Source organism: Massilia sp. LC238 (assembly GCF_000735635.1).
GTDB lineage: Bacteria > Pseudomonadota > Gammaproteobacteria > Burkholderiales > Burkholderiaceae_D > Telluria > Telluria varians.
The window spans coordinates 20907-35285 of the sequence record NZ_JNNN01000024.1 but is presented as its reverse complement, the minus strand read 5'-3'; the positions used below and the strand labels follow the sequence as shown (position 1 = coordinate 35285).

At 67.6% G+C, this 14379-nt stretch carries 10 protein-coding genes; 4 read left to right on the top strand and 6 right to left on the bottom strand.

Annotated elements, in window-relative coordinates; translation table 11 throughout:
* Nucleotides 1–15 precede the first annotated feature (15 nt).
* A complete protein-coding gene (locus FG94_RS05260) occupies nt 16–1638 on the bottom strand; it encodes a response regulator (protein WP_036208014.1) in 1623 nt (540 codons plus the stop codon).
* 261 nt (nt 1639–1899) lie between these two features.
* Here FG94_RS05260 and FG94_RS05255 point away from each other — a divergent pair, with 261 nt between their 5' ends.
* Nucleotides 1900–2349 (top strand): hypothetical protein, encoded by a 450-nt coding sequence (locus FG94_RS05255; protein ID WP_051306809.1) that lies wholly within the window; start codon nt 1900–1902, stop codon nt 2347–2349.
* Between the two features lie 182 nt (nt 2350–2531).
* Here the strand turns inward: FG94_RS05255 and FG94_RS05250 are convergent, their stop codons facing one another.
* The 4 genes from FG94_RS05250 to FG94_RS25825 form a co-directional block, all read right to left on the bottom strand.
* Nucleotides 2532–3527 carry a diguanylate cyclase domain-containing protein gene (locus FG94_RS05250; RefSeq protein WP_036208011.1) on the bottom strand — a complete coding sequence of 332 codons (996 nt, stop codon included), beginning with the start codon at nt 3525–3527 and terminating at the stop codon, nt 2532–2534.
* A gap of 130 nt (nt 3528–3657) precedes the next feature.
* Nucleotides 3658–6735: an ATP-binding protein gene (locus FG94_RS05245; RefSeq protein ID WP_229445865.1), complete on the bottom strand. Its 3078-nt coding sequence runs from the start codon at nt 6733–6735 to the stop codon at nt 3658–3660.
* Nucleotides 6732–7805, bottom strand: a complete 1074-nt coding sequence (locus tag FG94_RS05240; RefSeq protein ID WP_229445864.1) for a 5-methyltetrahydropteroyltriglutamate--homocysteine methyltransferase — start codon at nt 7803–7805, stop codon at nt 6732–6734. Before FG94_RS05240 ends, FG94_RS05245 begins: the two co-directional genes overlap by 4 nt.
* Nucleotides 7806–7904: 99 nt before the next feature.
* The gene (locus FG94_RS25825; protein WP_051996244.1) at nt 7905–8741 is read right to left on the bottom strand and encodes a response regulator; all 837 of its coding nucleotides are present in this window, start codon (nt 8739–8741) and stop codon (nt 7905–7907) included.
* 374 nt (nt 8742–9115) lie between these two features.
* Here FG94_RS25825 and FG94_RS05230 point away from each other — a divergent pair, with 374 nt between their 5' ends.
* The 3 genes from FG94_RS05230 to FG94_RS25820 are packed head-to-tail and all read left to right on the top strand — an operon-like array spanning nt 9116 to nt 13504.
* Entirely contained in the window at nt 9116–10996 is a 1881-nt protein-coding gene (locus FG94_RS05230) for a TonB-dependent siderophore receptor (RefSeq protein WP_051996242.1), read from the top strand.
* 40 nt (nt 10997–11036) lie between these two features.
* A complete protein-coding gene (locus FG94_RS05225) occupies nt 11037–11612 on the top strand; it encodes a YfiR family protein (RefSeq protein WP_152570853.1) in 576 nt (191 codons plus the stop codon).
* Nucleotides 11612–13504, top strand: coding sequence for an ATP-binding protein (locus tag FG94_RS25820; RefSeq protein WP_051996240.1), 1893 nt, complete (start codon nt 11612–11614; stop codon nt 13502–13504). The genes FG94_RS05225 and FG94_RS25820 overlap by 1 nt, the downstream gene beginning before the upstream one ends.
* A gap of 189 nt (nt 13505–13693) precedes the next feature.
* Here the strand turns inward: FG94_RS25820 and FG94_RS05215 are convergent, their stop codons facing one another.
* Entirely contained in the window at nt 13694–14239 is a 546-nt protein-coding gene (locus FG94_RS05215) for an FxDxF family PEP-CTERM protein (protein ID WP_036208007.1), read from the bottom strand.
* Nucleotides 14240–14379: the final 140 nt, after the last annotated feature.

The following is a 14379-nucleotide window of genomic DNA, read 5'->3' as shown; positions in this document are numbered from 1 at the left end:
TGCGCCGGGACAGCCTCAGGCCGCGTCGGCCGGCACCGTGGCCGGCGCGAGCGCCTCCAGCAACTGGTCCATGCCGACCGGCTTGACCAGGTGCTGGTCGAAGCCCGCTTCCATCACGCGCCGCTTGTCCTCGGCCAGTCCGTAGCCGGTCAGGGCGATCAGGCGGATGTGCGACGTGGCCGGGTCGCGCCGCAGGCGGCGCGCCACTTCGTAGCCGTCGATGCCGGGCAGGCCGATGTCGACCAGCGCCGCGGCAGGGCGTCTGGCCAGCGCGGCCGCCACCCCCTGCAGCCCGTCGGCGGCGGTGTCCACCGGGAAGCCGTGGGCGGCCAGCATGGTCGCCATCATCTCGCGGCCGTCTTCGTTGTCTTCGATCAGCAGCACCGCGGGCTTGCCGGAGTTGTCGCCGCTCGACTGCTGCGCGGCCACGGACGGCACGACGGGTTCGGTGCGCGGCAGGCGGATCATGAAGGTACTGCCGCTGCCGCTGCCGTCGCTATGGGCGCTGACGCTGCCGCCATGCAGTTCCACCAGGCGCCGCACCAGCGACAGGCCAATGCCCAGGCCGCCCTGCGAGCGGTCGATCGAGATCGCGCCCTGGACGAACACGTCGAACACGTGCGGCAGCAGTTCCTCGGGAATGCCGACGCCGGTATCGCGCACTGTCAGCACCACGTCTTCGCCTGACTGCGCCACTCCGACGTCGATGCTGCCGCCCGCGGGTGTGTACTTGAGCGCGTTGTCCAGCAGGTTGGTGGTGATCTGTTCGAGCCGGGTCGGGTCGCCGTCGACCCAGTTCGGCGCCAGGTCGACGCTGATGCGGTAGCCGGCGGAACGGCCGGTGGCGCGCAGCGTTTCCAGGCAGCCCGATACCAGGTTGGACAGATCGATCGGCTTGCGCGCCAACAGGATCTTGCCCGACATCGCACGCGACAGGTCGAGAAGGTCGTCGACGATGCGCGACAGGTGCTGGCTCTGGCGCTGGATGATCTGCTTGGCGCGGCTCACCGTCTCGGCGTTGGCGCCGGCCATCCCGATCAGCGAGGAAGCACTGCTGATTGCCGACAGCGGGTTGCGCAGCTCGTGGCCGAGCATGGCGAGGAATTCGTCCTTGGCGTGGCTCTTGCGTTCGGCGTCGCGGCGTTCTTCCATCTCGCGCACCAGGCGGCGGTTGGTCGCGGTCAGCTCGGTGGTGCGCTGCGAGAGCTTTTCGGCCTGGCGCTTGAGTTGCTCGTTCTTCATCGCCAGCGCCACGAACACCGAGACCTTGGCGTGCAGGATCTGCGGAATCACCGGGGTGAACAGGAAGTCGGCGGCGCCGCGCTGGTAAGCCTTGAGGCGGTCGATCTCGTCGGCCAGGAAGGCGGTGACGAAGATGATCGGGATATCCGCCGAGCGCGCGCGCTGATGGATCGCCTCGGCGGTCTCGAAGCCGTCCATGCCGGGCATGTTCACATCGAGCAGGATCACGGCGAAATCGTGGAGCAGCACCTGGCGCAGGGCGTCCTGGCCGGAACGCGCAGAATGCACCGAATAATTGCTTTCTTCCGCCCACTGGTCGAGCAGGCTCGTCAGCGCTAACAGGCTGGCGGCGTCGTCGTTGACGACCAGGATCTTGGGTTTGTCAGTGTGTGCCACGATGGTTCGCTGTGCTTTCCCTCAAAGGGTTTGCCTTTAGGAAAGATCTTACCAAATCAAGTGTGTAGGGTTTCAAAGAATCACTGTAATAACAAAGAATGATATCACGGGCAATTTAAGTGCAAATAGGCAAAACTCAATCGTGCGCATGGTGACGTGTACGGTGCCGCACATACGTCTCTGGGTGGGCTGTGCGATAGTGGAAGCCTCCAGTTCAACCGACTCCATGGGAACGGGGCTGCCTACTTGAAAGGACAGATAATGAATATCGACTCTATCGTAAATCAGGATTATCACGGCAAATCGTTCCGTGAGCTCGTCAATTCGCCGCTGACCGCCCTCTGTGGCGTCAGCGAACAACAAGCCAGTGCCTTTGCCGCCGCCGGCGTGCACACGATCGGCGACCTCGCCAACATGCAGATCGTGAACTACGCCGTGGCCATCAAGGCGCTGTCCAGCTGCGAAAACGCCTCGGGCAAGGAGCAGGCCGAGGAAGAGCTGCTCGACGACGCCGTCGAAATGACCTTCCCGGCCAGCGACCCGGTGTCGGTCCAGTCCAGCATCACCCGCATCGAGGTGGCGCCCGACAAGGTCGACGCCAGCCGCGACCACCAGGCGGCGCAGGCGATCGAGTCGCATAGCGAGGAGATGCTGCGTTCGGCGGAAATCAATACCAGGTATCTGCAGAAGGACGAGGGCGGGAACCGCTGATCGATCAGCGCTTGTCGGTTTCATGACGGGCCACGGGCGGCGCAGGCTGCTTTGTGGCCCGTCTGTTTTTGTCTGGCAAGGGGGAGCTCACAGAAGTGCGATGAACTTGGGGGGAACAATGCCTCGCATTGTTTCCCCCCAATTTAGCCTGCAGACCGCAAACGCGAACCCGAAGCGCCCGCTCAGCGATGCGCCGCGGTCTCCACCGCCGCTGGATTTGCCGCGGGCATCTTGGTCGCCGCCTGGCGGTTGGCCGCAGGCGAACAGAAGCGGTTCTTGCCGGCGCGCTTGGCTTCGTACAGCGCGTAGTCGGCGATGCTGATCAAGGCGTCGACCGATTCGGCGTCGTCCGGATAGATGCTGATGCCGATCGAGGTCGACAGGCGCAGGGTCAGGTCGTTGATGAAGTAGGGCTCGGACACGGCTTCGACCAGCTTGGCCGCCGGGCCCTGGGCGTCGGCCAGGCTGTGGATCTCGCCCAGCACCACCATGAATTCGTCGTCGCCGAGGCGCGCCACCGTGTCTTCCTTGCGCGAATTGGCCAGCAGGCGTTGCGACACCATCTTGAGGATGTCGTCGCCATAGGCGTGGCCGTAGGTGTCGTTGATCGCCTTGAAGCCGTCCAGGTCGAGGTACATGATCGCGGCCTTGGTATGGCTGCGGTTGGCGTGCTGCAGGGCGGTCTCGATGCGGTCTTCCAGCAGGCGGCGGTTGGGCAGGCCGGTGAGGGCGTCGTGCAGCGCCAGCTCCTGCTGCGCGCGCGAATACTGGGCCAGCTCCTTGTAGAGCAGGCGGACTTCCAGCATGTTGTGGATGCGCTTGTGCACCTCGAGCAGGTCGAAGGGTTTGCTGATGAAGTCGCGGGCGCCGGCTTCCAGCGCGGCGATCTTGAAGCTCGGCTGGGCGGTCAGCGCCAGCACCGGCAGGTAGCCGCCCTGTTCGATTTCCTTCAGGCCCTTCATGACCTGGAAGCCGTTCAGGCCGGGCATCTGCAGGTCGAGCAGGATCAGGTCGTAGTTGTGCTCGCGATGCAGCGGGCATACCTGCTCGGGCAGCATCGTCGAACTGACGCAGGTGTAGCCTTCCTCGCGCAATATCTCTTCCATCAATTCGATATTGTCGGGCGAATCGTCCACCACCAGGATCTTCGCGTTCAAAATGTCTTGTCTGCTCGGCATGCTCGTTCTCTTCTACTCTGTCGGGAACGTGTTCCATTTCCTTTTGGAATGGACGCCTCCCATATCTTCATAGTCTAGCAAAAGCCTAAAAATTTCTTGTAGGACAGCGCCGCGTGTCCGGGTAGGATCATTATCGACCAAGCCCGCGTGCTGCGCCATTCACCATCTGTGCAGTCGGAACCGCGACCGAAGCGACGGCGGCGATGAGTTCTCCCGGCTCCACCGGCTTCGAAATATGGGTCGAAAAACCCGCTTCCAGCGCCTTCAGCCGGTCTTCGGGCCGGGCAAAGGCGGTCAGGGCGATGGCCGGCAGCTGGCCGCCGGCCTCGCGCGGCAGGGCGCGCACCCAGCCGATCAGTTCGAACCCGTCGACCTCCGGCATGCCCAGGTCGCTCACCAGGACGTCGGGCCGGTCGGCGCGCAGCGCATCGAAGGCTTCGCGCGCGCTGGCGGCCACCCGCACCCGGGCATGGCAGTCGGTCAGGATGCGCGCGATCAGCTCGCGGCCGTCGCGCGCGTCGTCCACCACCAGCACCGTCAGTCCGGTCAGGTCGCGCACTGCGCCGTCGGGCGCTTCCGGCGCCGGCGAGGGCGCCGGCGCTGCGCGTGACGGCCGGCTGCTTGATGCCGGCGCCTCGGCGCGCGGCAGCTCGATCGTGAAGCTGGCGCCCTGGCCCTCGCCGGCGCTCTCGGCCCGCACCGTGCCGCCGTGCTGCTCGACCAGGTGCTTGACGATCGACAATCCCAGACCCAGGCCGCCATGCCGGCGCGTCATTGACGCGTCTTCCTGGCGGAAGCGCTCGAACACGTGGGTGATGAATTCGGGACGGATCCCGACGCCGTTGTCGCGCACGGTGATCGCCACCACCTTGCCGCCCGCGCCATGACCGTCGTCGCGTTCGCTGATCTCGACCGCCACCAGACCATCGCGCGGGGTGAACTTGATCGCATTCGACAGCAGGTTCCAGATTACCTGCTGCAGCCGGCCGGTGTCGCCAGCCACGAGCGCGCCCGGCGCGCGGTAGTGCTTCTCGATGGCGATGTGCTTGGCGTCGGCCGCCGGGCGCACGGTCTCGATGGCGGCGTCGATGAAGGTCGCTGGCTCGATCGCCTGCATGTCGAGCAGCACCTTGCCCGAGGTGATGCGGCTCATGTCTAGCAGGTCCTCGATCAGCTGGGCCTGGGCGCGCGCGTTGCGTTCGATGGTCTGCAGGCCGCGCTGCAGGTCGGCGCCGTCGCGGCTGCCGCGGCGCAGGACCTGCGACCAGCCGAGGATCGCCGACAGCGGGGTGCGCAGTTCGTGCGACAGCGTGGCCAGGAACTCGTCCTTCATCTGGCTGCTGCGCTCGGCCTCGGCGCGCGCCTCGCGTTCGTTCTCGAGCAGCACCTTGCGCTCCTCGGCGGCGCGGCGGGTGGCTTCGTACAGGCGGGTGTTGTCCACCGCGATCGCGGCCTGGGCGGCGATGCCGCGCACGATGCGCTCGCTGCGTTCGGTGAACACGCCGGGTTCCGGATGGCCGAAGAACATGGTGCCGAGCAGCTCGCCCGAGCGCGCCGCCACCGGCACCGCCATGTAGCTGCGCAGGTCCGGCTCCCCGGCCGCCGGGTGCCCGGCCGGCAGTCCGAACTGGGGCGCGCTGCCCGCGTAGCGCGGGTCGCGGGCGATGTCGTCGATGCGCACCAGGCCCTCGGTGCGCAAGGCCGGCGGGTAGAGCGTGCTGGCGCGCGGTTCGCCGAAACTCTGGAATTCGCTGGATGTCGCGCCCGACAGCGTGACCATCGAGAACAGGGTGCCGTCGCCTTCCTGCCCGTAGTGGATGAAGGCGCCGAAGCGCGCGCCGCTGACTCCCAGCGCCGCCTCGGTGGCCGCGCGCAGCAGCGAGCGCAGGTCGCGGGTCGAGGCCAGGATGCTGCCGGTATTGTTGAGCAGCTCGAGCACGTGCGATTCGTCGCGCAGCGCCTGTTCGGCGCGTTTGACCTGGTCGACGTCGGTATTGGTGCCGAACCAGCGCACCACGCGTCCGTCGGCGTCGCGCACCGCGCTCAAGCGCGTCAGGTGCCAGCGATAGCTGCCGTCGGCGCCGCGCAGCGGGAATTCCATCTCGAAGGGTTCGCCGCTGCGGATGGTCTCGCGCAAGCGCCCCATCACTGCGGGCAGGGTGGCGGGGTCGATGGTGTCCTGCCAGCCCCAGCCCACGCTCTGCTCCGGCGTGCGTCCGGTGTATTCGTACCAGCGGTCGTTGAACCAGACGATGCCGCCGTCGGTGCCGGCCATCCAGGCCAGCTGCGGGATCGTGTTGGCCAGCGCGCGCAGCAGTTCCTCGCTCTGGCGCAGGGTGTCTTCGGCGCTCTTGCGGCCGCTGATGTCCTGCACCACGCCGGTCATGCCGATCAGGGTTTCCTGGCCCTTGCGTTCGGCATAGTCGGGGCGGCCGACCAGGGCCACCCAGCGCGCGGCCTGGCTCCCGGAAGCGCCGCTCGCGACCCGGCACTCGATGTTCAGGTCGGCCCGCGCCTCGAAAGCCTTGATCACGGCGCGCCGCACCTGGATGCGGTGCTCGGGATGCAGGCGTGCGCGCAGCTGCGGCCAGGGCAGCGGGGTCTCGGCCGGCAGGCCCAGGATGCCGGCCGCGCGCGGACCGAGGAGCACGCGGTCGAGCGCCGCGTCCCAGCGCCAGTCGCCCAAGCGCCCGGCCGCGAGCGCCACCTGCAGGCGGTTGTTGTTCTCGACCAGGGCCTGCTGGTCCAGCTTGCGCTGGGTGATGTCCTGGAAATACAGGGTCAGCCCGTCCGGCGACGGGTGCAGGCGCATCTCCAGCCAGCACTGCAGGCGCACATAATAGAAGTCGCGCACCACGGTCTCGCGCCGCTCCATGGCGCGCCGGCAGTCCTCGGCCACCGAGGTGCCGTGCAGGTCCTCGAACTCGTCCCACAGGTTCTTGCCGACCAGGCCCGGGCGGCTCTTGTCGAGCGGGGCGATCATGTCGAGCGCGCGCCCGTTGATGTACATGATGCGCCACTCGCGGTCGACCGCGCAGAAGCCGTCGGACAGGCTTTCGAGCATGTTCTCCATGCGCTCCTTGGCGCGGCGCAGCGCTTCCTGCGCCCCCAGCAGCTCTTCCTCGGCGCGCTGGCGCGCCGCCAGCACGCTCTGGGCGTTGCGCAGCGCGGCCGAACGCATCAGCTCGAGTTCGTGTTCGTCGCTCACGCGGCCCCCTCCAGCAGTGCGCTTGCCAGGCGCGTGCCCTCGACCCGTGCGCGTATCTTGGCGAAGGCGGTGGCGCGGCTGACGCTGTCGTCGTCGAAGAAGGGAGCGAAGCCGGCGTCGTCGGTCGTGCCCAGGCGCTGCGGGTCGAGGTATTGGGCCGCCAGCAGCACCCGGTCGCGCACCTGCGCGGCGCTCTCGATGCGCGCCTCGAACGGATCGACGACGCCGACGAACACGCGCTGCTCCGGGCGCGCATAGTCGCGCGCGATGCGCAGCACCCGAACGGGGTCGGGCTGCCCGGCCACCGCGATATAGAAGCTGCCGGCGCGGATCTCGAACAGTGCCGGCAGCAGCTCCGCGTAGTCGACCTCGGCCTCGGTTCCGCCGGCGGCGGGCCGGACCCCGGCCGCCGACACGTGCAGCCCGATCAGGGCGCGTTCGGCGGCGGAAAAGCGCGCCAGGGCCATGTTGTTCAGGTGGACGAAGCTGGCCAGCAGGGCGCCGCTCGGGTCGAGCCGCATCGCCAGCGGACCTTCGGCGAAGTCGATCTGGACCTTGTGGGCGCCGGCCTCGAGGCAGCGCCGGATCTCGGTCTCGTGTTCGCGTACCAGGTCGTCAAGGAATTGCTCGCGCGGATAGCCGGCCAGCCCGTCGGGCGGGTAGAGCAGCGACAGCGCCGAAGGCGAGATGATGGCCTGCTTGACCGGCTGGGTCGCATGGCGCCGCGCCGCGCGCAGGTACTGGTCGGCGTAGCACTGGTAGCGGAAGGGGCCGTGCGTGAGGCGCGGCATGCGGTGGCTGGTGGGGCCGGAACCGGTTTGCACGGGAATACGGAAGCCGTCCGGCGCGGTATTGGCGGCGCCGCGCACCGGATAGCTCCAGAAGTTCTCGAGCTTGCCCTGCTCGCCGTCGCTGATGACGCTTGCCCCGGTCGCCTCGAACTCAAGCACGGTCGCGCGTACCGCCGCATCGAGCAGGGGCGCGAGCGCGCCTCCCGCTGCGCCGCCGCGGATCGCGGCGACCAGCTCGGGCGGACGAGGAATGCTGCCGATCGGTTCAGTTGGAATCATCAGTGCTGGCATGGTGGCAGGCGCCGGACGCACGACTGCGCCTGGCCTGGTAAAGGCCATTGTAGCCCAGCCGAAGCCTGCCGGCACGCGGCACCGGCCTCACCTGGCGGGCGCCGGCTGGCGCGCCACCTTTGCCAGGGCGTCCTGCAGCTGGTCCAGCTCGTAGGGCTTCTGCAGCGACAGGTAGGGGAACTCGAGGTGGCGCAGCAGCGAATCGCCGTAGCCGGACGCGAAGATCACCTTCAGCGCCGGATGGTCTTCGAGCGCGCGGCGTGCCAGGTCCACGCCCGACATGCCGGGCAGGCTGACGTCCGAGAACAGCACCTGGTAGCGCTGCCTGGCCAGCAGGGCCAGGGCGTCGTCCGGATGGGCCACGCCGTCCGCTTCGTGGCCGAAGGCCTTGAGCATCTCGCAGACCAGGTACTGGGAATCGAGGTTGTCCTCGACCACCAGGATGCGCAGCGCGGCGTCTTCGGGCTCCGTCTCCAGCGCCGCCGGCGCGGCGGCCGGGGGCGCCAGCAGGATGTGGATGCCGCCGACGCCGCCGTGTCCGTCCGGCAGCGGCGTCAGGCGCAGGTCGCAACGATGTTCGAGCGGGCCGTTCGCGTGGCGGAAGCTGAGCGTCGTTCCTGCCACCAGGCCGGGCTGCCCGGACCAGGCCCCGTGAAGGGCGGTGGCGGCAGCGGACAGCGGCGGCGGCAGCACCGAGGGCACCGATCCGCCCGGCACCCGGCCGCAGCCCAGGCCGGCTAGCGCTGCATAGGCCTCGTTGAACACCAGGATGGTTTCGCGCCCCCACACCAGCAATCCCGGCAGAGGGGAGTTGAGCAGCAGGTCGGCCGCTACGCGCAGCGGCGCAGGCCAGCGGGTGGGTTCGCCCAGGCTGCTTCCAGACCAGTCATAGAAGGTGGCAGTGCGCGGATCGTGTTCAGGCATGGGCAGACTGTTGTAGGAACGAAAACATGGCGGCCATCCTACACCAAATGCCGTCCAACTGCCGTCTCGATCCGTGCGAGCCATGCCGGGCAAAAAAAAAGCCCGCTTCTGGGAAGCGGGCTGAATCTATTTCCTTGGAGGAGAATAGAGGAGACAGGGAGCATGATGCTGCATTGCCGCAAATTAGTCCAATTTATATTTCAAATGACCGCCATCAAGATTATTGATGAGTCCGCTTTGTCAACCAGGCCGTGGCGTGGCTGCGACGCCGGCCCGGCGGGAGGCGCGCACGCTTGGTGCACGGGTGAAAATGTTCTACGATGGCAACTATGTCAAAACCTTCCCGGCTAGCCTGCGTTTGTGCGGCACTGTTTTTGCTGCACGCAGGCGGCGGGCTTGCGGCTGGGCACGCCGGGCAGGAAGGGGCGGACGCGCTTGCGCTGGAAGACTACTCCCTGGAACAACTGGCCGATATCGTGGTTACCTCGGTCTCGCGCCAGCAGGGGCGGCTCAGCAGCGCGCCGGCCTCGGTGTACGTGATCAGCGGCGCCGAGATCGCGCGCTCGGGCGCGACCACGGTCCCCGAAGCGCTGCGCCTGGCGCCGAACCTGCAGGTGGCCTTCGCCGGCGCCCAGGAATATGCGGTCAGCGCGCGCGGCTTCTCCTCGCAGCTGGCCAACAAGCTGCTGGTGCTGGTGGACGGCCGCAGCGTCTATTCGCCGCTGTTTTCTGGCGTCTACTGGGAAGCCCTGGACGTGGTGCTGGCCGACGTCGAGCGCATCGAGGTGATCAGCGGCCCCGGCGGCACCATCTGGGGCACCAATGCCGTCAACGGCGTCATCAACATCATCACGCGCAGCGCCGCCGATACCCAGGGTGGACTGGCACAGGCGCATGCCGGCAAGCGTTACGCCGGCGCCGTGCTGCGCCACGGCAAGCGCCTGGCCAACGGCGCCTACGTGCGCGTCTACGGCAAGCGCGACGAAGCCGGAGCGGCGCCCGGCGACGGCCCGGATGCGCAGGGCGGCGGCGCCGGCCGGCGCCAGGCGGGCTTCCGCCTCGATTGGGACGGCGCAGGCCACGACCTGAGCGTGAGCGGCGACCTGCATGCCGGCGCGCTGCGCGCCGCGGGCGAGCCGCGCACCGATTTCTCCGGCGCCAACCTGGTGGCGCGCTTCGATACCCAGGTGGGCGCCGACACCGCCCTGCGCCTGCAAGCCTGGCTCGACCAGCAGCGGCGCGAGCAGCCCGGCGCCGGCCGGCACAAGCTCGATACCGCCGACCTCGAGGTCCAGCTGGCCACGCGGCTCGGGCAGCGCCATTCCTTCAGCTGGGGCGGCGGCATGCGCCAGGCGCGCGACCGCTTCGACAACGGCCCCATCCTGCAGTTCGCACCGACCCATCGTACGCTGCGCTCGACCAACCTGTTCGCCCAGGACGAATTCAGCCTCACGCCGGCCCTGCGCGCGACAGCCGGCCTGCGCCTGGAGCACAATGCCTACACCGGCACCGAACTGCTGCCCAGCCTGCGCCTGGCCTGGGACCACGCCGCCGGCGCCATGCTGTGGGCGGCCGCCTCGCGCACGGTGCGCGCCCCGGCCCGGATCGACCGCGATCTGCGGCTGGTGGATCCGGCGTCGAACGGCCAGCGTTACCTGATTGCGGGCGGCCCCGACATGCTGTCCGAGGTGGCCCGCGTGCTGGAGCTGGGCTACCGCGCCCAGCCGGCTAGCGCGGTGTCGTATGCGATTGCCCTGTTCTACAGCGACTACGAGCGCCTGCGCACGCTGGAGCCCCAAGCGGGCGGGGCGGTATTTCGCAACCTGGGGCACGGCCGGGCGCGCGGGGTGGAAGCCTGGGGCAGCTGGCAGCCCATGCGCGGCTGGCGCCTGTTCGCGGGCGCGGTGTTGCAGGATATCGACACCGGCGTGGCCCCCAGCAGCCTGGATGCCTCGGCGCGTGCCGGTCTGGCGACCAACGACCCGCGCAGCTACTGGCAGCTGCGCTCCTCGCACGAACTCGGCGCCAGGCTGAGCGCCGACCTGCTGCTGCGGGGCGTCGCGCGCCTGCCGCAGCCGGCCGTGCCGGGCTATCATGAACTCGACGTACGGCTGGCGTGGCAGGCAGGCCCCGGCGTCGAACTGGCCCTCGCGTGCCGTAACCTGCTGCACGCCCGCCATCCCGAGTTCGGGGAGGCGGACGTGCGCCAACTGGCTGAACGGCATGTGTTCGCCAGCGCAACGCTGCGTTTCTGAAAGCTCCATGACAAGAATGAAGACAAAGCTCCCTGACCGAATGCGACGCCGCCTGGCCTGCCGGGCGCTAGCCTTACCCTTGCCGCTGTTGCTGGCGGCGGCTGCAGGGATGGCGCCGCGCGCGCTGGCGGAAGGGGGCGGCGCCCAGGCGCTCGAGCGCCGCGTCAAGGCGGCCTTCCTGTATAAATTCCTCGGCTATGCCGAGTTTCCAGTGCATGCGTTTGCCGACCCCAACGGGCCGCTGACGATCGCCGTGGTCGGCTCGGACGAGATGGCCGCCGAACTGGCGCGCATCGCCAGCGGCCGCATGATCGCCGGGCGTCCGATCGTGGTGCGGCAGGTGGCCATGAACGAGGCGCCGCCGGCGGTGCACCTGCTGTTCGTGGCAGGCGGCGACGCCGAACGGGCCGGCCGCGTGCTGCGCGCCGCCCCCGGCGCCTACCTGACCGTGACCGAATGCGACGGGGGCCTGCGCTGTGGCAGCGTCATCAACTTCCGCATCGTCGACGAGCGCGTGCGCTTCGACGTTTCGCTGGATGCCGCCGAAAAGAAGAACGTGAAGCTCAGTTCGCGCCTGTTGACCGTGGCGAACCGGGTACAGAAGGGAGGATCGTGATGGGCATGCACGATACCGGCTCGGTCCGCAGCAAACTGATCCTGATGGCCGTGGCAACCACCATCGTCGCGCTCCTGACGGCCGCCATCGCCATGATCGTCGTCGACGCGCGCAGCTTCCAGCGCGTCTGGATCGACGACCTGAGCACCCAGGCCGACATCGTCGCCGACGTCGCCGCCCCGGCGGTGTCGTTCAACGACAGCAGCGCCGCCGAGCGCAGCCTGGCGGTGCTGCGGGTGCGGCCGCAGATCATGGCCGCCGCCATCTATACCAACAGCGGCCAGCGCTTCGCCACCTATGCCAAGGCGGGCACGGAAGCATCCTTCCCGGCGCGTCCGGAAGCGGCGGGCCACCGCATGGAGAGCGGCGAACTGGAGGTGTTCCGCCCGATCGTCGAGAACGGCGAGCCGCTCGGCACCGTCTACCTGCGCTCGCGCTTCGGACTGCTGGACCGGGTGCTCAGCTATGGCGCCATCCTCGGTGGCGTGATGCTGGGGGCGCTGGTGATCGCGGCGCTGGTGGCCTCGCGCCTGCAGGCCTCGATCACCCGGCCGCTGCAGGCGGTGACCAATGTGGCGCGCCAGGTGATGCTGCGGCGCGACTTCAGCTTGCGCGTGCCTGGCAAGGAAAAGGGCGAGATCGGGGTGCTGGTGGAAGCCTTCAACGACATGCTTGCCGAGATCGGGCGCCGCTCGGACGCGCTGCAGGCGGCCAACCGCACGCTGGAACACGAGATGACGGTGCGCGAGCGCGCCGAGCAGGCGCTGATCGTGGCCGACCGCAGGAAAGACGAATTCCTCGCGACCCTGGCGCACGAATTGCGCAATCCGCTGGCGCCGATCCGCACCGGCCTGGACATCCTGCGCATCCGCAGCGGCGACGCCCAGGCGACCCAGCGCGCCACCGACATCATGGAACGCCAGCTGCGCCAGATGGTGCGCCTGGTCGACGACCTGCTGGACGTCTCGCGCATCAATACCGGCAAGTTCACCATCAAGATGGGCCGCGTGGAGCTGAAGGCCGTGGTCAACGACGCCCTCGAGGTGGTGCGCTCCTATATAGAACTGCATGGCCATGAGCTGGTGATCGACCTGCCGGACCGCCCGGTGTTCCTGCACGGCGACGCGACGCGCCTGGCCCAGGTGCTGTCGAATCTCCTGAACAACGCCGCCAAATACACCAACCGCGGCGGACGCGTCACCCTCAGGGCGGGCGTCGAGGACCGCACCCTGGTGCTGGAAGTGGCCGACACCGGGATCGGCATCGCGCCGGACATGCTCGACACCGTGTTCGAGATGTTCGTGCAGGTCGATTCGACCCTGGAGCGCAGCGTGGCCGGCCTGGGCGTCGGCCTGTCGCTGGCGCGCAAGCTGGTGGAGCTGCACGGCGGGACCATCGAGGCCAGGTCCGAAGGCCTGGGCCAGGGCAGCAGTTTCGTCGTGCGCCTGCCGATCGTGGTCGATCCGGAACCGATCGCCAAGCCGACGCCGGCCGCCTTCATCAGCACCGAGTCCTACCGCATCCTGCTGGCGGACGACAACGTCGACTTCGTCAACAGCATCGGCGCGCTGCTCACGGCCATGGGCCACAGCGTGGTCATCACCCACAACGGGCCGGACGCGCTGGCGGCGGCGGCCCGCTTCTGCCCGGACTATGCCTTCCTGGACATCGGCCTGCCGCACATGTCGGGCTACGACCTGGCGCGCGGGATCCGCAAGCTGGCCTGCGGCTCGATGACGGTGCTGATCGCCGTCACCGGCTGGGGCCAGGAAAAGGACCGCCAGCTCGCCTTCGAGGCCGGCTTCGACCACCACATGGTCAAGCCGGTGCGTTTCGAGCAGATCGAGGAAATCCTGGGGAACCGCAGCATCATCAAGAAGTTGCGCACCTGAGTGGCGCACGTCCAGCCCGTCCGGGGTCAGGTCTGACATTTGGACACGGACTCGAGCATACCGTCGTTTTTATTGCTCAGCTCGTGTCTGAATGTCAGACCTGACCCCTTGTGACTGACTTTTCTTTGGACGAAAAAACGACGGAAGCGCTTGCGCGCTTCCGTCGTTTTATTTCAGCAGGTGTGAAGCTCAGGCCTGCTTGGCTTTGCGGCGGCGTGCCAGGAAGCCCAGGATACCGAGGCCGCCCAGCATCATGCCGTAGGTTTCCGGCTCCGGAACCGGTGCCAGCATCACGGCACCGCCGAACGAGGCGCCGGTATCCGACACCAGATTGCCGCTGACCTGCAGGTAGTAATTACCGGCGACCAGGTTGTCGCTGGAGATGCTCCAGACGTCCATTGCGCCGCTCATCAGCGAGGTACCGGTGGTGATGAGCGTGTCGTCTTCGCCATACAGGGCCAGGGCGGTGATGTCCAGGCCCTCGCTTTCGCTGCGGCTGATCGACGAGATGATCGCATCCAGGTTCATCGGCATATCACCTTCGACGGTGAAGGTGAAGCGGTCAGCGAAGGTATTACCTTCGTTGTCAGCCGCGAAGGTGTCGCCGAAGAAGGCGGTGTTGTCGATCAGCTCCAGAGCCTGTGGGGAGTTGCCGACGACCTCCTGGGCCATCACGGCCGACGAACCAAACGAAGCGGAAGCAAACACAATTGCAGCAATCAGAGATTTTTTCATTTCTTTCCTCGCATTAGAATCAGCCGCGTCCTGCAGCCTGGGTTTCAAGTATCGGGGAACTTCATGCTATCAAAAGGGCAAAAAAAAGCACGTGGAAGTGTGATTGAACGTTCAATGCACGCTACATGTTCCGCAAAACA

Excerpts from the sequence above, each read along its gene's own strand:
- FG94_RS05240 (WP_229445864.1), bottom strand. The coding sequence starts at position 7,805 with ATGATTCCAACTGAACCGATCGGCAGCATTCCTCGTCCGCCCGAGCTG.
- FG94_RS25825 (WP_051996244.1), bottom strand. The coding sequence starts at position 8,741 with ATGCCTGAACACGATCCGCGCACTGCCACCTTCTATGACTGGTCTGGA.
- FG94_RS05225 (WP_152570853.1), top strand. The coding sequence starts at position 11,037 with ATGCGACGCCGCCTGGCCTGCCGGGCGCTAGCCTTACCCTTGCCGCTG.
- FG94_RS05215 (WP_036208007.1), bottom strand. The coding sequence starts at position 14,239 with ATGAAAAAATCTCTGATTGCTGCAATTGTGTTTGCTTCCGCTTCGTTT.
- FG94_RS05250 (WP_036208011.1), bottom strand. The coding sequence starts at position 3,527 with ATGCCGAGCAGACAAGACATTTTGAACGCGAAGATCCTGGTGGTGGAC.
- FG94_RS25820 (WP_051996240.1), top strand. The coding sequence starts at position 11,612 with ATGGGCATGCACGATACCGGCTCGGTCCGCAGCAAACTGATCCTGATG.
- FG94_RS05255 (WP_051306809.1), top strand. The coding sequence starts at position 1,900 with ATGAATATCGACTCTATCGTAAATCAGGATTATCACGGCAAATCGTTC.